Here is an 18,725-nt window from a genome sequence, read left to right on the forward strand (position 1 = left end):
CTCCTTATGCGGCGGGGGCGGCGACCAGCGGGCGATCCGCGGCGGCGTTGTAAGGGGTTTCGGTCATCGGCTTTTCATCGCGGACCCGTCCGGCCAGTGTCGCCCAGACGTTGACGATCATGATCAGAAACCCGGCGAGATACATCGCCCCGCCCGCGGCGCGGATCAGGTACATCGGGTGCATCGCCGCGACGCTTTCGGCAAAGCTGTAAACGAGGTAGCCGTCGGCACCATATTCGCGCCACATCAGCCCCTGCATGATGCCCGCCACCCACATCGACGCGGCGTAGAAAACGATCCCGACGGTCGCGAGCCAGAAGTGCCAGTTGACCATGCGCAGGCTGTAAAGGCGCGGGCGGCCCCACAGGCGCGGCACGAGATAATAGACGCAGGCGAAGGTGATCATGCCGTTCCAGCCGAGCGCCCCCGAGTGCACGTGGCCGATGGTCCAGTCGGTGTAGTGCGACATGGAATTGACCCATTTGATCGACATCATCGGGCCTTCGAAGGTGCTCATGCCGTAGAAGGCGAGCGCCATCACCATCATGCGGATGATCGGGTCGGTGCGGATCTTGTCCCACGCGCCGTTGAGCGTCATCAGCCCGTTGATCATCCCGCCCCAGCTCGGCATCCACAGCATGATCGAAAAGACCATGCCCAGCGTCTGCGCCCAGTCGGGCAGCGCGGTGTAATGAAGGTGATGCGGCCCCGCCCAGATGTAGAGGAAGATCAGCGACCAGAAGTGGATGATCGACAGGCGGTAACTGTACACCGGCCGCTCGGCCTGCTTCGGCACGAAATAATACATCATCGCGAGGAAGCCCGCGGTCAGGAAAAAACCGACCGCATTATGCCCGTACCACCATTGGGTCAGCGCATCCTGCACACCCGCAAAGGCGGCGTAGCTTTTCGACCCGAAGATGCTCGCGGGCATCGACAGATTATTGACGATGTGCAGCATCGCGATGGTGATGATGAAGCTGAGATAGAACCAGTTCGCGACATAGATGTGCGGCTCGCGGCGCTTGACGATCGTGCCGACAAAGACCGCGAGATAGGCGACCCAGACGATCGTCAGCCACAGATCGACATACCATTCGGGCTCGGCATATTCCTTCGCCTCGGTGACCCCCATGAGGTAGCCGGTCGCGGCGAGCACGATGAAGAGCTGATACCCCCAGAACACAAAGCGGGCGAGTTTGGGGAAAGCGAGCCGCGCGCGGCAGGTGCGTTGGACAACGTAAAAGCTCGTCGCGATCAGCGCATTGCCGCCGAAGGCAAAGATCACCGCCGAAGTGTGCAGCGGGCGCAGCCGCCCGAAGGTCGTATATTCGAGGTTGAAGTTGAGCGCCGGGAACGCAAGCTGGAGCGCGATGAACAGCCCAGCCCCCATGCCGGCGATGCCCCAGAACAGGGTCGCGATAACGCCCCAGCGCACGGGATCGTCATCATAGACGCCCTCGCTGGCGGGCATTTTGAGCAACCCCCGCGCCATCGCGCCATAATCGGCGCCCGAGACGGTTGTCCACAGCACGGCCAGCGCCGCGACGGCGACGATGCCCATATGCACCGCAAAGGGCGCATCGACCGCCAGCGCCGCCATCACCAGCGCCAGCAGCGCCAGCGCCAGCCAGCCGCCCGCCTTGATTACCAGACCGTCCATATGCTTGTCCCCGCTTGGCGCGGCTCTCGCGCCGCGCTTCGGCTCGCTCATGGACGCGGCGGACCGCTGAAACATTGATCGGGATCAACAAATTGCTTGCGCTTCATCAATGCGGCGCGGCGCTCGGCGGCGCAGGGACGGCTCCATCAACAACAGGAGCGAATACCCATGACAACCCGATATCTCTCCCTCGCCGCACTGGCTGTAGCGCTGGCGGTGCCCGGGCAAGCCGCCGCGAAAAGCGGCGACGTCCAATTCAAGCTGCTCGCGACCTATGTGGCGCCCGACGGCAAGATCAAGCATGTGAAGCTCGATGCGATCGGCCTGCCCGCGGGCACCCATACCAAGGCAGACGACAATGTCGTACCGACGGTCGCGGTCGAATATTTCGTCGCCGACAATATCTCGGTCGAAACGATCGCAGGCGTCACCCAGCATGATGTCGTCGGCCGCGGCGCCCTGGCCGGTGCGGGTCTGGTATCGAATGCGAATATCGTCCCCGCTACGCTGACGCTGAAATATCATTTCGGAGCAGACACCGGAATCAAGCCCTATGTCGGCGTCGGTCCCAGCTATTTCATCTTCATCGACGAAAAGCCGGGTGCGACGGCGGTCGCGCTGGGTGCGACAAAGCAAAAGATGAGCGATTCGCTGGGCGTGGCCTTTCAGGCCGGGGTCGATGTCCCGGTGAACGCCAAGGGGCTGTCGGTGACCTTCGACGCCAAACGCTATATCATGCGCTCGACCGCTCGCTGGTTCGCCGGACCGACCGAAGTGTTGCGCACGCGCCACAAGCTCGATCCCTGGGTCGTCAGCGCCGGGCTCGCTTTCCGCTTCTGACGCGGCGGGTCAGCCCGCCATCGCCTCCATCGCCGCGCGATCGTTGATCACGATCTCGCGGCGTGACGGCAGGTCGAGCACGCCTTCACCGCGCATCTTGGTCAGCTGGCGGCTCGTCGTCTCGATCGTCAGTCCCAGAATGTCTGCGATCTGCTGGCGTCCGAAGGGCAGCTCGAAGCCGCCCTTGGGCAGCGTCGCGTCGCATCCCTGCCCCGACAAGCGCTCGGACATTTCCAGCAGAAACGACGCGACCTTCTCCGACGCCGACTTGCGGCCGAGCAGCATCATCCAGTGCCGCGCGCGGTCAAGCTCGTCGAGCGTGCGGCGCAGCAGTTTCTGCTGAAGATCGGGGTGCGAGCTGGCAAACTCGTCAAAATTGTTGCGGTTGAAAATGCACACCTCGGCATCAGTCATCGCGGTGACGCTATAGGGGCTTTCCTTACCGAACGGTCGGCCAATGAAGTCCGACGGGAACACCACCCCGACAATCTGCTCGCGGCCATCGGCGGTCGAAACGACCAGCTTCAACACGCCGGTCAGAACATTGGCGACAACCGGTGCGCCGTCGCCCTCCCACAGCAATGTCTGCCCCTGGCGAACCTTTTGTTTGCGCCCCATTTTGCCGAGCGCCAGAATTTCCGTCGCGTTCAGGCTCGCGCAAATGGCGCGGTTTCGAACGACGCAGGCGGAACAATCGGTCATGCCGCCGCCGTACAACAGCGCGGCGATTTTGGAAAGCCGAGCCGCCTGTAGCGATCAGTGCATCAGCAGCAACGGCGCTGGCGCCGATTCCAGCAAATATCGGGTTACCCCGCCGAAAAACGTCTCGCGAAGCCGGGTATGGCCGAACGCGCCCATCACGATCAGCCCGGCCCCGATGTCGCGCGCGGTCCGTTCGAGCGCTTCCTCGATCGTTTCGACCCCGCGCTCGACATGGCGTAGCTCGGCATGGCGTTCGTGGCGCGACAGGTAACGCAGCGCATCGTCGGCGGCGACCAGCCCCTCCTCCTCACCGACCATGACCATGATCACCTGCGCCGCATCGCGCATCAGCGGCACCGCGGCGCGCAGCGCGTGCGCGGCTTGCGGACTGCCATTCCACGCGATCATCACCGGCGCATCGAGGTCGATCGGACCACAAGGTTCGGGGATGGCAAGCACCGGTGCCGGGACCGCCATCGCGAGATCCCCCGCCATCATCGGCGGCGTAAAGCTCCGGCGCCGATCGGCGGTGCCGAGCGAGACGATGACCAGATCGGCCAGCGTCGCGGCCAGCGTCAGCGTCGCCAGGACGTCGCCATCGGCCAGCGTCACCTCCCATGGCACATCTTCGCGTTCCAGGTCGGCCCGCAGTCGCCGGTCGAGCGCAATGTCGGCCGCCTGTGCCTTGGCCAGCTGCTCGCCCGCCAGGTACATGCCGCCGAACGGGTCGGTCGCGATAAACTGCTGAAACGGCGAGCTGATCACCAGATCCAGATGCGATCGGTGCCGCCGCCCGATCGCCAGCCCGCTCTCCAGTCGCGCGGACATTCCGGGGCCGTCATCGGCGTGAATCAAGATATTGCGCACGTCAGATCTCCTGCTGGAACAGGGACAAGACACGGCGACGGATGCCGCGTCATTGATCGCGGTCAAAATGCGCGGTGCGGCGCAAGTAACGGTGATCCCGACGCGCCGAAATTGGGACAGTCGTGCCGCTTAAGCCTTTGGGATAGCTTGTACGCATTTGTCCCTAATGCTAAAAAATTTCGGCATCGTGCGGGGGCAGGGGCAAGTTCATGTTACAATCTGCAACGACAGTGGATTCAATTCCGAAACCGATTGTCGGATCGGCTGCACCTTGGTTCAAGGCGCATGTTCTGGACGTCAACCCGCAATATACTTTTCACACCGTGGCCGGACGAGCCGTCTTGCTGTTTTTCATGGGGTCAGCGGCCCGTGATCGCGTCCGCGCTGCTCATGCCCAGCTGATGACCGACCCCGAGCGCTTCGACGACGCGCGCAGCTGCTTTTTCGGCGTGACCGTCGATGCCGAAGACCACACGGCAGAACGGATCAAGACGCGGATCCCTGGTATTCGCTATATCCTCGACAGCGATCGGGCGGTCAGCGAGGCTTATGGGGCGAGCCTTTCGGGCAGCGATCATTACGAACCCTATATCATGGTTCTGGACCGGCAGTTGCGCGTCGCGGGACGCTATCATTTGCCCGACGCCGACAAGGCACTCGCGCTGATCGATCGCCTCGCCGAAGAGGTGAAGCCTGAAGACTGGGCGCCAGTGCTGTCGGTGCCGCGCGTATTTGATCGCGCGACCTGTCAGCGCCTGATCGAGCTTTACGACGCCGAAGGCGGACGGGACTCGGGGTTCATGCGCGAAGTCGACGGCAAGACGGTGTCGGTGATCGATCATGGCCACAAGCGTCGTTCGGATGTCACAATTAGGGACCAAGCCTTCTGCCGCGCCCTGAGCGCCCGCGTGAACCATTGCCTGCGCCCGGTGATCCAGCGCGCGTTCAATTTCGACGCGACGCGTATGGAACGCTACATCGTCGCCTGTTACGATGCATCGGTCGCCGGCCATTTTCGCGCCCACCGCGACAACACCACCATGGGCACCGCGCACCGCCGCTTTGCGGTCACGATCAACCTCAATGACGATTTCGACGGCGGCGAGCTGCGCTTCCCCGAATTCGGCACGCGCACCTATCGCCCGGCCCCCGGCGGCGCGATCGTGTTCGGTTGCGGCCTGCTCCACGAAGCGACGCCGGTCACGCGCGGGCGGCGTTACGCCTTTCTGCCCTTTCTCTATGATGACGAGGCGGCGGCGCAACGCGAAGCGAACAACCAGTTCCTGGGTGAAGGGGTCGGTGCCTATCGGCAATAGCCGACGCTAAGCGCTTCAAAGCTCGATCGAAATTTTCACGTTCTGGGCCTTGATCCCGGCGAGCGCCGCAATGCTGAGCTTGGCTGCGTAGATCATGATGCTCAGCCGCTGCGGATTGGCCAGCCCGGCCGGAATTTCGCCATGTTCCCACCCCGTCTCCAGCATCACATCGACTTCGTCATCGGGGACCGCCGCCTCGAGCCCGCCGACCAGTTCGAGTTGCGAGATCCCAAGCACGCTCGCCAGCACCCGCAGGTTGCTGAGCCGCGGCTGCGTCTTGCCCGACTCCCACGCCCAGATCGTCGGTCTGCTGAGGCCGGTCCGCATCGCAAGCTCTGACCGGCTGATGCCGCATTGTTCGCGATAACGGCGAAGCCGCGTCGGCAGGGGCTCGGCCGCGTCATACTCGATGGGGCGGGCCGAGGCGCTCATGGGCGATGCAACGCCCGCAGTTTCCGTGCCGCGGCGGGCGGTTGCGACCCCCGGCTCGGCCCGGCTTCGGCGCGGCTTGAAAAAGCACCGCTCTTACCGATGACGTTCATATCCATTGACGCCCCCTCAAGTCCCGCGCCACGATCGAATTCAAAGTTCCAGAAATCGCGGTTTTTCGTCATTCCCCGATGGGGACATCGAAAAATCGGCCTGTCCCGCGATTGCACAATTTCGGGGGTGATGGGCGTCCGGTTGCGGCGCTCAAGGGTTAGAAAGCGGTTCCCAAAGAAATCGAGAATTTTTTCGAACGATCACCGTCCTGCCTCACAACGGGCTGGGCAATGTTGAAGCGTAGCTTGCCGGGCCCGGCATTGAATGCCAGTCCGAAGCCGACCGCGACGCGCGGCTTGGCCGAATTTCCGATCAGCCGTTCACCCGCGATCAATTCGCTCTTCGACGCGCCGAACACCGATCCGGCGTCGACAAAGACGCTGGGCGAAACGCCGAATTTCTGCATCGCGCCCTCGATCCGAAACGCGACTTCCAACCGACCGACATAATAGGCACGGCCGCCAATCGCCGTCGGGGGTGCAACCGGCGCCTTCAGCGGCACGACCTTAGGTCCGATCCCGCGCAGGTCGAAACCGCGCATGCTGTTGCCGCCGATGTAGAAGCGGTCAAACAGCGGGATCGTCCGACCGCCGATCGCTTCCATCATCCCGCCCTCTAGGCCGAGCGAAACGTCAAACATATCTCCGATGCGGTGATGGAAATTGCCGCTGACCCGGATCCGGGCATAGCGCGAGGTTCCGCCCGGTCCGGCGATCTCGGGGGTCAGGCGAAGCTGGAATCCACGCGTGGGATCGACGGCTCGGTCGCGCCGATCGAGCACAAGGCCGACGCTCAGGACCGAACTGGTCGAGCGGCCCAGGGCGTTGCAAAACGGGCTTCCATGCAGCCCCACGTCGCATTGCGCATTTTTCTGACGGATCAGGAAATCCTCGTCCGAATATCGGTAATTGGCCGCGACCCGCAAGCCGCGCGCCAGCGGTTTGCCGGCATAGAAATTGACCCCCCGCGCGGTCTGCCGAAACACCGATGATTTGCTTTGGGCGTCGAAACCGACCGCGGTCGATCGCGAATAGAAGAAGGTCGGCGCCAGCGACACCTTGCTGCCCATGAAATTGGCGTCGGCCAGACCGAGTTCGAACAGCCGCTGGATTTTCGAATAACGCGCCGACGCGGTGATGTCGCGGCCCGGGGCACCGATGTTGGTGCGCGCGATCTTGACCGTTCCGACCGGACCTTCGAGCGAGGAATAGCCGCCTGAAAAAGCGAGGCCGCCGCGCGGCAGCGTCTCGATCGACAGCAGATCGGTTTCGCTGGCCTGACCATCGGCGCCGTCGATACCGGTCGTGCCATCGACGCCCGTTTCGACGAGACCTTCCTCGCCATATTCAGGCTCGGCGGACGGCATGCCAAGCTTCGATGCATCGGGGCGCCCGTCCAGAGCGGCGCGGCGCGAATCGGCATCGCCCAGCCATGGCGCGGTCGAAACGTCGCCATCGAACGCCGGGAATTTGCGCATCCCCGCCGCCGCTTTGCGGCCGACCCGCTGGACCCCGCCGATCGCGAAGCACGGCGGCCCCATCCGATTCTGCGCTGCCACGACGCACGCCAGATTGACCATGTCGGCGGGCAGTGCGGGCGGGTCGAACGCCGTGATCGTTGCTCGCGGTCCGAAGCGCACCGCAAGGCTCGGCTTCAGATCGCTTGGAACAGCTTTCGCCGCGACATGGGACGGACTGCCGCGCGTCGCGGCCTTCCTGCTGCGCGCAGCGGCGTTCGGCCGCAATGCCGATGCGGTCCGCTTGCCTGCGACCTTTGCTGTCTTGGGAGCAAGGCAATCCGCGCACGCATCCCCTCCCGTCGCCAGCACCGCCGCGGTGTGCGCCATGACCGCCTGCCGCCGAACGCCGGCCTCGCCGAGCCAGAACGCTCGTTCGACATCGACATTCAGCTCGGCGAGCGCTTCGTCGATCGCAGCAGCAGCGATGACACTGGTTTTTGGCGGCACGACCGTCCGCGCCTTGCCGGTTGCGGCGTTCGCGGAAGCGACCGAAGGTGCGATCGGCGCATTCCAATCGATGACGAGCGGAGCGGGCTTCGCCGTTTTCGCGTCAGCGTCGGGTGCAGCAATCGGCGCGCGGGCTTCGACCAGCCCCGGCGCGATCGATGCGGTCAGAATGAGCGCGTCCGAATTGGGCGTCGGCGCCATGTCGGCAAACTCGGCTTGCACCTCGTCGAGCGGGCGCCCTTCCTGGATCGACAGCACCCGCGCCATCGCCGTCGATTGGCGCAGCGTCGCATAGGGCGCGGCCTGGACGATTTCGCGCTCGCGCGCGTAGAGCGGCGCGGTTTCGCCGACACCGAATATCACCGCGACGCCCAGCGCGGTGCCTTGCACCGCCTGGTGAACGCCCCGGAACAATATTCCGTATCCCGCCAACCTCTTCCCCCTGTCATGCCGGCTGGTCCCGGCTTCACCTTCTCCCAAGCCGCGTCGGGGTCATCCCTCGCGGAAGGACCGGTTGAAACTGTCGATCATCGGCTGGAACAGATATTGCAGCAGCGAGCTTGACCCGAGGTCGATATAGACTTCGGCCGGCATCCCAGACATCAGCTGAACGTCGGGATATTTCTTGAGCTGCGCCGCCGATATCTCGACGATCACCTTGTAATAGATTTGCTGTGCGTCCTTGTCGTAGATCGCATCGGGGCTGACTTCCTTGACCGTCCCGATCAGATTGGGGATCACGCGCGCCTTGTACGGCGTCAGCTTGATTTCCGCCTTCAGCCCTTTGTGAACCACGTCAATGTCGATCGGGCGAAGGCGCGCCGACACCACGATCTTTTCGGACGTCGGAACGATGTCGAGGATCGGCTGCCCGGCGCCGATGACCCCGCCTGGCGTAATCAGCCGCAGATTGGCCACGCGCCCGGCGACGGGTGCGACCACCTGTTGGCGGGTGCGAATATCGCTGCTGACCGTCAGTTTTTCACGCGCTTCGGCGATCTGGAGCTGGACCTGACGCTGCTGGCCGGTCGCCTCGAGCACCATCTGACCGCGCAGCGAGACCATCTGCGCGCGCGTCTCACCAATCGTATCGCGCAGCCGGTCGAGATTGTTGGTAAGCTTGCCGCGTTCGCCGTCGACCAGCGCCTTTTGCCGTTGCAGCGCGAGGAGTCGGGACTTGCGTTCCAACCCCTCATCGACGAGCATGTCGACGCCCATCTGTTCGTCGTCGAGCAGCTTCGCCTGATCGGTCAGCGCCGCGATCTGCGCCCCCGAACTGCGAATATCGGCGTTCGACTGCCCGATCCGCTGCGACAAGATCTGCGCCTGTTCCGCCAAGCCGCGACGCCGTGAGGCGAATTCCGCATTGGATGCGGCGATGATCTCCTTTACCTCGGGATCGCCAGCCACCGCCATCAGTTCGGCGGGATAGCGGACCGTGGGCAGCCCCAACCGCTCGGCGGTGAGCCGTGCGTCCTGCGCGAGCAGACCGTAAAAGCTCGTCCGCAAGGCCGCGTCCGACGCCTCGCTTTGCGTCTCGTCGAACAGCACGAGCGGTTGGCCGGCGCGCACCTCCTGCCCTTCCTTGACCAGGAACTGGCGGACGATGCCGCCTTCCAGATGCTGGACCGTGCGGCGGCCACCGCCTTCGGCCTCCAGAAACCCGCTGGCGATCGCCGCGCTATTCAGCGGCGCAGCCCAGCTCCAGACCGCGAAGGCGAGAACAAACAGACCGATCGACAGCAGCGCGAGCCACATCGAGCCGTTCACCCGCGGTCCGGCGACATCATGATCGGGAGATGGCAGCGCGAGACGCACCGGATCGCCATCTTCGCCGAGGCGAAAAGGAATGTTCATGCCTCCATTCCCCCTTGTTTGAACATCGCCGGATTGGCCTTGCCGGGCCCGCCCGGAGGCACTGCTTCGCCGGGGGGGATCGATCGCCGTTTACCAGCCATCTCCTCGACCACCGTCCGGGCATCGCCGAATTTCGCAACCTGCCCGTCCATCATCAGCAAGATCTTGTCGGCCAGTTCGAGCAGATTGGCGCGGTGCGACACGATAATCGTCGTCATGTTGAGCGTTTTCAGTTTCTTGATCGTCGCGAGCAATGCGGCGTCGCCGCGCGCATCGAGGCTGGCATTTGGTTCGTCGAGCACGATCAGCGGCGGTAGCCCGAACAGCGCGCGCGCCAGCCCGATGCGCTGGCGCTGACCGCCCGAAAGCTGATGCCCGCCGTCGGTCAGGACGCAGTCATAGCCGCCATTGAGGTGCAGGATCATTTCATGGCAGTCGGCCAGCTTCGCCGCCGCGATCACGTCGGCGTCGCGGGCATCGGGACGAAAGCGTCCGATATTCTCGCGGATCGATCCAGGCAGCAGTTCGACGTCCTGCGGCAGATAGCCGACATTTGGACCAAAATCGCTGCGCATCCAGTCGAACGTGTCGGCGCCATCCAGCCGCACATGCCCCGACAAAGGCTTCAGGACGCCGACCAGAAGCCGTGACAAGGTCGTCTTCCCAGACGCCGACGGCCCGACGATTGCCAGCGACGTCCCCGGCGCGATCGCGAAACTGACGTTCTTCAGAATCGCCCCCTTCATGCCGGGCGCCGCATAGGTCAGATTCTCGACCGCCATTGCTCCGGACGGTTTGGGCAGCGCCATCTGCGAGGGACGCGGCGTCGGCAGGTCACAGAATCGCGACAGCCGCTGCAGGCTCTCGCGCGCCAGCACAAATTGTTTCCAATAGCTCATCGCCGCTTCGATCGGCGCGAGCAGGCGGGCGATCAGGATCGATCCGGCGATCATCGCGCCGCCGGTCAGTTGCTGGTCGAGCACCAGCAGCGCCCCTATGCCGAGCACGGCAACCTGTACGAGATTGCGGACGAATTTCATCCACGCCAGGATCTTGCTCGATTGAAACTGCGTCCCGTCGACCGCTTCGGTTTCGGCAATGTAGCGCTCGCGCCAATGCGCGATGGTGTCCTTGCCCATCCCCATCGCGTCGATGACTTCGCTGTTGCGTACCAGCGATTCGGCATATTGCATGTTCGCGGTGGCAAGCGCCTGGGTGTCGCGGATCGCCGTGCGCGTGATCCGTTCATTGTACCAGGTCAGGCCGAACAGCATCGCGGCGCCGACGGCCGACAGCAGCCCAAAGACCGGGTGCAGCAAGAAAACGACGAGCAGGTAAAGCGGCACCCACAGCATATCGACGACACTGAACACCGTGGGGGTCGAGATGAAATTCTTGACCTGCGTCAGTTCGCGGAGCGCTTCGAGCCGCACGTTCGGCGCGATCAGCCGTTGCTCGAGCGAACGCAGCAGCAAGGTCGGTCCCAATTGCTGCGCCAGCCAGGTCCCGACCCGATTGGCCACCTGCTGCCGGATGCCGTCGAGCATCGAGCCCAATGCCACGACCAGCGTGATCGCGAGCGCGAGGAAGAACAGCGTATCCTTGCTCTGGCTGGTCAGGACGCGATCAAAGACCTGCATCATGTAAAGCGACATGGCGAGCGCCGCCATGTTGGTGATCGCCGAGAACAGGATGAGCCGGACCGCAATCGGCTTTTGCGGGATCAGGAGCTTTTTGAGCAGATTGTCCGGATTGTCGGACGCCCGCCCCGCGGCGAGAGGATTCCAGGACATGTTTATCGTCCCAGTTGCGCAGCGCTATCCGCAGCGTTCAGCGGCAGCACCAGTCCCGAGATCAATCCGGCCAGTTCCATCTGGCGGTGAACCCCCAGCTTCGCGCGGACGCGCTTGAGATAGGTGCGCGCGGTTTCCTCTGACAGGCCGCACCCTTCCGCCGCATTGCACAGGCTGCTCGATTTCAGGAAATGCCCCAGAAACCGCTGCTCGGAAGGAAGCAAGCCGAGCGCTTCGAGCAGCGAGGTCGGTGCATCGACCTTGCCCGGCCCCATGATGATGACCATGGCGCAGCGCGTCATGCTGTCCCCGGTGCGCGATTTGGCCGAGATGACATAGGCTAGGCGCCATTCGCCATCGCGGCAATCGAGCCGGAAAACATCTTCTACCGGCGCATCGGGCGCCGCGGTGGCGGCGCGGCGGATGCTCTCGCGCAGCTGCTTGGCCTGTGCCGGATCGGCGGCGACGATCGCGCCGTCCGCGGCGCGGATCAGCCATTTTCTTTGTTCAACCAGTCCGGTCGCGGCACTGTTCAGGAACAAGGGCTGCGCGTCGGCCGACAACAGCGCCATCGCCATCGATACCCGGTCGAACATTCCCTCCAGCATGGCGGAACGCTGCGACTGCTGCGCCAGCTGCGCCACGCCGGTCGCCGATTCGGCGAGCAGCGGCGCGATCAGTTGCAGCGATGCGGCATCGCGATCGCCGAAATGCTCCCCGCCGCCCTCGCGAAAGAACAGCGCGCGAATGACTTTGCCCTCGCGCTTCATCTGGATCGCGATGCCATTGTGGAGCGGACTGTCGGCGTCGGCATCGACGGCGCCGTTCGTCGCACCGAAGAGGGCGCCCGAGAATTGGAAATGATGCACCGGCTGCTCACCGATCCGCACCCAGACGTCTTCCACCATCGCCAGCAGGCGCCGGGTGGCGGCGGCGTCGCCGCGCACCTGATCAAAGCCGATCAAAAACGCGTGGCGTTGATGCCCGACGCCCGGCAAGGTGACGGTCATAATCGCCGATGCGACATCAAATTGTGCCAGATAATCGCGCCAAAGCCGCCGGGTGTTCGCGGCGACATCGACCGACAGCGGATGGTCCGCCATGACGTCATGATTTTCGCTTTCCGACACCCCCTCGAACAAATGGGCATCGTCGCGGATTGATTCTGCACACTGCGTCGAAAATTCCATTGTCGCAGACATTATGGCCCCCAAAAAACATCGTCCCCGAAGCAAGGCTCAACCTCGCAACGGGCGTTTCACGCGCGACCATGATGTCTGACGCAATGCTCCGGTTACGGGCCAGAATGCACGCGCCCACCGGGATTGCCTGAAGCCTTTTTTTCCCGGCGTTGGCTGTCGATTGATGCGAATCTCTCGATAGCGTCGCCTGCCGTGACGGATGCTGGCGACGAGCTTTGTCTATTTCGATTCGGCGGATTGAGTCTATTACCCCCTCGGACATATCCGTTAGAGTAGTTTCCCGTTCCGCCACCGCACATTACTCTTTGGTAACTACACAAAAGAGGGGTCGGCACTCGAATCTGTGATGATTCAGGAGGGGTGACGTGCGGGAATCATGGACTTTTTGGGCGAGCGCCCTTGGCGCGCCGGCCGCCGTCGCGGCGTTCGCGATTGCCGCGACTCCGCTGCTGGCGCAATCGGCGTCGCCCGCCGCCGCGCCGTCGAGCACGATGGCCGCGCTCGCGCGTCAGATCGTCATCTCCAACCCCGAAATCGCGGCGCAGCGCCATCAGGTCCGGGTGGCGGCGGCGCGACTCCAGGCGGCAGAGGCAGGCTATCTGCCAACCATCGAAGCGAACGGAACGGTCCAACGGCGCGAGATCGACATCAAGAACGGGAGCAGCACGAAAGACGCGCGATATACCGCCGGACAGGCGGGGATCGAAGCGCGGCTCCGCTTCTATGACGGCGATCGCACCTATAACGGCGTCAAAATCGCCAAGGCCGAACTGGAAGCGACCAGCGCGGGGCTGGACGCGATCACGTCGGACATCCTGCTGGAGCTGCTGACCAGCGCCGCGGACGTCCAGCTCAATCGCAAGATCCTGCAATTCACCGAAGCACAGACCGAAGCCATCGGGGAGCAGCTGCGCGCGACGTCGCGTCGGCTGGAGTTTGGCGAAGCCACCCGCACCGATGAGGAACTGGCGCGCGCACGGCTCGCGACCTCGCAAGCCGGGGTGCTTGCCGCAACCGAAGAATTGGGCGTGAACGGACATCGGTTTCGCAATGTCAGCGGCCAGTCGGGAACGATGGTTCCGCCGCTGCCGCCGCTCGCGCCGGTTCCTTCGTCACTTGCCGCTGCTCAAAAGATTGCACAGGACGCCGCGCCGCGGCTCCGCGCGGCGCGGCTGAATGCCCAGGCGGGCAAGTCGGCGGTGCATTTTGCGACCGGCGCCTTGCTGCCCCAGCTCGATGCCGTGACCGGCTATGACTATCTGACCGGCGGCGCGACGAACACTTTCACGGGCAAATATCCCGACGATCGTTCGTCGCTCTATTACGGGCTGGAACTGCGCGTGCCGATTTTCCTCCCGCGCGACCATGCCGAGGTGCGCCGCGCCCGTGCAGTCCGCGATCAACGCCTCTCGCAAACCGATATGGCAGTGCGAACGGTAGCCGAGGAGGTGGCGAGCGCCTGGACCCGCTGGCAATCGGCAAAGAGCACGATCGCGGCGGCTGAAACGGCAGTGGCCGCTACGCAGGAGGCGGCAGAGGGCATCAAGAAGGAAGCGGTCGGCGGCAATCGCACCCTGACAGACGTGCTGAACGCGCAGAATGAACTGTTGAACGCCCGCGTGACCCTCGAGCGCGCGCATCGCAACGAATTCGTCGCCCACGCAAGCTTGCTCGCAGCGACCGGTCAGCTCAACGCCCAGGCGATTCTCGATGGCCGCTGCTGCGGCGCCGACACGAGCGAGCGCCCGACGATGTCCGCGCTCGGCCGACCTCGCATGACCGAGGTTGGCAAGGCGGTTGTCGATCCCGCAACGGCACCTCGCCCGCAGATGTCATCGCTGGGCCAGACGCCCGATCGCACCCCCGCCGACGCGGCTGCGCCCGCAGGCAGTTCGGGGCGTCCCGCCAGCTCTGCGCTCGGCCGCAAACTTAACTAGCAAGCAAGTTTTCTTTCTGGACTGTTCTGTTTCGGCAATCGCCGAAACGTCGGAAATCCGTGCATTTTCGAAAGCTGGCTGCTTCTATGCGCCGTCGACCTGCCCCAAAATGAACCACTTCATAAAATTATCCGCCATGTCCCCAAGCAGGAATGTCCGGTCCCCCTGCCCCGCCATATCCCATTGTCATGGCCTCGAGTTTTCGGGGTCATTGGGGGGATGAGCAAGCCGAGTCGGCGACCACGCATCCCTTGCGACCCATGAAAGAAGAGGATAGCGAAATGCCTACAGTAGGACCTTCTAGCGCACCGAATAGCGCAAAGCTGCCCACCTCGCGCGGGCAAGTACTTGGAACGAACTCGGTTGATTTCATCGACCTGAATGCGATCACGTCGACCGCAGCCTTGCCGTACAATGCACGCGGCAATGGCGGCAACGACACCGTCTATGGCAACAACTTCGACAACGACCTGTATGGCGATGCAGGCGACGACAATGTCATCGGCCGCAGCGGCAATGATCGCATCGATGGCGGCACCGGTAACGATACGCTGATCGGTGACCAAGCGTCGTTCGTCGTCGTCGGCCCCGGCAACGTCGTCTATACCGGCGATGACAATGGCGGCGCGGACGGCAACGACACGCTGCTCGGCGGTGCCGGCAACGACACGGCCTGGGGCGGCGGAGGAAACGACTTCATCCGCGGCGACGCCGGCAACGACACGCTCAACGGCCAATCGGGCGATGACCGTATCGAAGGTAGTGCTGGCGATGACGTCATCGACGGCGGCTCGGGCAACGACAATCTGTTCGGAGGCACGGAAACCGACGTAATCGTCGGCGGCACTGGCGACGACTATATCGAAGGTGGCACCAACTCCAACGGCATCGACAACATCAACGGCGGCGACGGCAATGATGTCATCTTTGGCGACAATGGCGTGGGCCGCAAGGCTGACGGCGATTTTGCATATAACCAGAGCAATTATAATCGCGGCAATGGCCATGCCGACAGCATCTTTGCCGGAGCGGGCGACGACCAGGTCTTTGGCCAGGGCGGAAACGACTTCATCGACGGCTGGGAAGGCGACGACCTTCTGTGGGGTGACGACGGCGACGACGTCATTCTGGGCTGGACCGGCAGCGACGCACTTGACGGCGGCGAAGGTAACGACACCCTCGTTGGCGAACAAGGTGACGACGAACTGAGCGGCGACGCTGGCAACGACATTATTCGCGGCGGTGCCGGCTTTGACTTTGTTCAGGGCGGTGCCGACGACGATGACATCGCTGGCGGCGACGACGACGATACGCTGAACGGCAATGACGGCGACGATCTGGTCCACGGCGACGCGGGCAATGATCTGATCTGGGGCCAGAGCGGCGATGACGAGCTGTATGGCGACGACGGCGACGACGTGATCCGCGGCAACGGGGATCCCTTCTTCGATCCGCTCGACCCGACGAACACCGATGCCGACTTCATCTCGGGCGGCAACGGCAACGACACCATCAACGGTGACGAAGGCAACGACGTTCTCCAAGGCAATGACGGCGATGACCTGATTGCTGGCGACGCTGGCAATGATAACATTGATGGCGGCGATGGCGACGACAATCTGTCGGGCAATGACGGAGCAGACGTCGTCGCGGGCGGCGCCGGCGATGACGTCATTCAGGGCAACAACGGCGCCGACAATCTGTCGGGCAACGACGGTGATGACCTGATCTATGGTGGCGCCGGCAACGATGTCGTCAATGGCAATGACGGCGATGACCAGCTTGCTGGTGACGCCGGCAACGACAATATGTCGGGCGGCGCCGGTGACGACATCATGTATGGTGACACGCTGTACGAAAACCTGGGCAACCCGGGCGGCGGCAACGACACCATGTCGGGTGGCGACGGCAACGACTATATGTCGGGCGGCTTCGGCAACGACGTGATGAACGGCGATGACGGCGACGACAGCATCCGGGGCGACACCGGCAATGACACCATCAACGGTGGCCTTGGCGATGACAATCTGGAAGGTGAACAAGGCAACGACACCATCACTGGTGGCGAAGGCGACGACCATATGTCGGGCGGCGCGGGCAAGGATCTGTTCCTGTTCGACTCGACCGACGCTTCGCCGGGCTTTGGCAATGATGTCATCGGTGCGCCGTTCAGCCTGGGATCGGGCCGCGACTTCAACCTCGCGAACCGCGACACCTTGGTGTTCGATGTCGATGCCGGATTTGACCCTGCCAATGATGCTTTCGTCATCACCGGCGACTGGGACGGTCAAGGCGACGCGCTCGACGTGTATGTCTTCACAGCAGCCGGTTCGGTGCTGATCGAAGACTTCTGGGAAGGCGCTTCGGCTCCGATCGCGGCGCTCGCTGCACTCGGTGCCTATGACTCGGTTGCCGCGCTCAATGCGTACAGCCAGGGCAATGCGTCCTACGACATGATCACGTTCGTCTGAGGACAAGGCTTCGTACGGGGAGCCACTCCTCGACGGACCTCTGCTAACTGGAGGGCAGGCCGCGGCCTGCCCTCCTTTTTATGTTCTGGAGCCAGGATATTTTCCCGGTGCCGCAATCAAATAGCTCCTCGCCGCTGGCCAATTTTCACAATGTCCCCATCAGGGAATGGCAGGAAACCGCGCTTTCCGCCAATTTTGACACAAGGATGACAGGGCAAGAATCATCCGGACGATGCCTGCTTTAGCCAAGCAGGTCTGCAGAGATTGGGTGTAATAAAAGTAAGAATCCTGCTGACGAACCGGGGGCAATTTCGCCCTACGACAATTGGCAGATTTTATCGTTCGGCCAGCTCCCGCTGGCTAGCCGTGTCCGCCGCCAAGCCCCCTGGCGGCGGCCGGCGTCGAAATTCCATCGATCGTCACTTTTGCGCCGCGAACGCCTGTCCGCAACAAGAGCCCGACCATGATGCACGCGTTCCACCTCTCCTTCGCGCTGGCCATCGCTGCGTTGCAGCCTCCGCCGCCAGACAGCGCCCCTGCCCTTGGTTTTCCGGTCGAGTGTGTCGTCGGCGAATCCTGTCTGATCCAGAAACTGGTCGACCATGACCCGGGACCGGGTCGCCGCGACTATCGCTGCGGGCTGCTGACGACGAACGGGCATGATGGGGTGGATATTCGTTTGCGCACCATGGCCGACATGCGCACCGGCTTTGCGGTCGTCGCCGCAGCGCCGGGAACGGTGCTGCGGACGCGCGATGGCGAACCCGACCGCAGCGTCGAGGATCGGGCCGTCCTGGATGGCAAGGATGCGGGCAACGCCGTCGTGATCGACCATGGCGACGGCTGGCAGACGCAATATAGCCACCTGCGCCAGGGCAGCATCAGCGCTCGTCCCGGGCAGCGCGTCGGCAGCGGTGAGCGGATCGGGCTGATCGGCCTGTCGGGCAACAGCGAGTTTCCGCATCTGCATTTCACTGTTCGTCATCGCGGCGAGGCCGTCGATCCGTTCGTTGGCGGCGCGGCCCCCGCCCCTTGCAACGTCGAAGCCCGCCCGGCGGGTCTCTGGACAGCGGCGGCGGCGCGTTCGCTTGGCTACACGCCCACGGCGGTGATCGCAGGCGGCCTCGCCTCCACCGTCCCGCCCAAGGCCGTTGCCGAGCGCGACCCGCCGCCGGGGCTGGGCGGGCGGCAGGCGCCGCTGATCCTGTGGGTGGATACGATCGGCGCGCGTGCCGGCGACCGTCAGCACTTCTCGATCGCCGGACCCGACGGGCAAATCGTTCATGACCAGCAATCGCTGGTCGAAGGCGGCGGGCTCAGTTGGTTTGCCTATAGTGGCAAACGTGCCCCACCGACGGGATGGCCGGGGGGCCGCTATACCGGACGATATCTGCTAAAACGCGGCGGCGCGACGATCGCGACGATCGAAACGTCAGAAACGATAAAATAAGGTTAAATTAACAACGAAAACAAGACTCAGTTTTTTCCAGAAAAACGCAAATTATTGGTTTATGTGACGATTTATATGTTCGTGATAATTGAATATTGTATCAAACATGCATCACATA

Annotated in this window: 13 protein-coding genes; 5 read left to right on the forward strand and 8 right to left on the reverse strand. The window is 63.3% G+C overall.

What is annotated here, in order from left to right:
* Positions 1-4 precede the first annotated feature (4 nt).
* A complete protein-coding gene (ccoN, locus tag SPYCW_RS10205) occupies positions 5-1,663 on the reverse strand; it encodes a cytochrome-c oxidase, cbb3-type subunit I (RefSeq protein WP_120218238.1) in 1,659 nt (552 codons plus the stop codon).
* A gap of 168 nt (positions 1,664-1,831) precedes the next feature.
* Here ccoN and SPYCW_RS10210 point away from each other — a divergent pair, with 168 nt between their 5' ends.
* Entirely contained in the window at positions 1,832-2,503 is a 672-nt protein-coding gene (locus tag SPYCW_RS10210) for an OmpW/AlkL family protein (RefSeq protein ID WP_120218239.1), read from the forward strand.
* A gap of 9 nt (positions 2,504-2,512) precedes the next feature.
* On the opposite strand, the gene SPYCW_RS10215 is transcribed toward SPYCW_RS10210, so the two are convergent.
* The gene (locus SPYCW_RS10215) at positions 2,513-3,205 is read right to left on the reverse strand and encodes a Crp/Fnr family transcriptional regulator (RefSeq protein ID WP_120216679.1); all 693 of its coding nucleotides are present in this window, start codon (positions 3,203-3,205) and stop codon (positions 2,513-2,515) included.
* A gap of 54 nt (positions 3,206-3,259) precedes the next feature.
* Positions 3,260-4,072, reverse strand: coding sequence for a universal stress protein (locus SPYCW_RS10220; RefSeq protein ID WP_120216680.1), 813 nt, complete (start codon positions 4,070-4,072; stop codon positions 3,260-3,262).
* Between the two features lie 230 nt (positions 4,073-4,302).
* Between SPYCW_RS10220 and SPYCW_RS10225 the strand changes: the two genes are divergently transcribed.
* Complete coding sequence (locus SPYCW_RS10225) at positions 4,303-5,388, forward strand: 2OG-Fe(II) oxygenase (RefSeq protein ID WP_232014667.1); 1,086 nt, start codon at positions 4,303-4,305, stop codon at positions 5,386-5,388.
* Positions 5,389-5,403: 15 nt separating this feature from the next.
* Here the strand turns inward: SPYCW_RS10225 and SPYCW_RS10230 are convergent, their stop codons facing one another.
* The 5 genes from SPYCW_RS10230 to SPYCW_RS10255 form a co-directional block, all read right to left on the reverse strand.
* On the reverse strand, positions 5,404-5,820 hold the full coding sequence (locus SPYCW_RS10230) for a helix-turn-helix domain-containing protein (RefSeq protein ID WP_120216682.1): 417 nt from the start codon (positions 5,818-5,820) through the stop codon (positions 5,404-5,406).
* Positions 5,821-6,088: 268 nt separating this feature from the next.
* Positions 6,089-8,329, reverse strand: coding sequence for a BamA/OMP85 family outer membrane protein (locus SPYCW_RS10240; protein ID WP_145985973.1), 2,241 nt, complete (start codon positions 8,327-8,329; stop codon positions 6,089-6,091).
* A 60-nt stretch (positions 8,330-8,389) separates the two neighbouring features.
* Positions 8,390-9,754 (reverse strand): HlyD family type I secretion periplasmic adaptor subunit, encoded by a 1,365-nt coding sequence (locus tag SPYCW_RS10245; protein ID WP_120216685.1) that lies wholly within the window; start codon positions 9,752-9,754, stop codon positions 8,390-8,392.
* The gene (locus SPYCW_RS10250; protein ID WP_120216686.1) at positions 9,751-11,547 is read right to left on the reverse strand and encodes a type I secretion system permease/ATPase; all 1,797 of its coding nucleotides are present in this window, start codon (positions 11,545-11,547) and stop codon (positions 9,751-9,753) included. Before SPYCW_RS10250 ends, SPYCW_RS10245 begins: the two co-directional genes overlap by 4 nt.
* 2 nt (positions 11,548-11,549) lie before the next feature.
* Positions 11,550-12,749 (reverse strand): helix-turn-helix transcriptional regulator, encoded by a 1,200-nt coding sequence (locus tag SPYCW_RS10255; RefSeq protein ID WP_145985974.1) that lies wholly within the window; start codon positions 12,747-12,749, stop codon positions 11,550-11,552.
* Positions 12,750-13,114: 365 nt separating this feature from the next.
* Between SPYCW_RS10255 and SPYCW_RS10260 the strand changes: the two genes are divergently transcribed.
* The 3 genes from SPYCW_RS10260 to SPYCW_RS10270 all read left to right on the forward strand — a co-directional run bounded on the left by SPYCW_RS10260 (position 13,115) and on the right by SPYCW_RS10270 (position 18,607).
* Positions 13,115-14,686 (forward strand): TolC family protein, encoded by a 1,572-nt coding sequence (locus SPYCW_RS10260; protein ID WP_120216688.1) that lies wholly within the window; start codon positions 13,115-13,117, stop codon positions 14,684-14,686.
* Positions 14,687-14,967: 281 nt separating this feature from the next.
* On the forward strand, positions 14,968-17,157 hold the full coding sequence (locus SPYCW_RS10265; protein WP_172595473.1) for a calcium-binding protein: 2,190 nt from the start codon (positions 14,968-14,970) through the stop codon (positions 17,155-17,157).
* A gap of 463 nt (positions 17,158-17,620) precedes the next feature.
* Positions 17,621-18,607 (forward strand): M23 family metallopeptidase, encoded by a 987-nt coding sequence (locus SPYCW_RS10270; protein ID WP_120216690.1) that lies wholly within the window; start codon positions 17,621-17,623, stop codon positions 18,605-18,607.
* Positions 18,608-18,725: the final 118 nt, after the last annotated feature.

This window comes from Sphingopyxis sp. EG6, assembly GCF_003609815.1.
Lineage (GTDB): Bacteria > Pseudomonadota > Alphaproteobacteria > Sphingomonadales > Sphingomonadaceae > Sphingopyxis.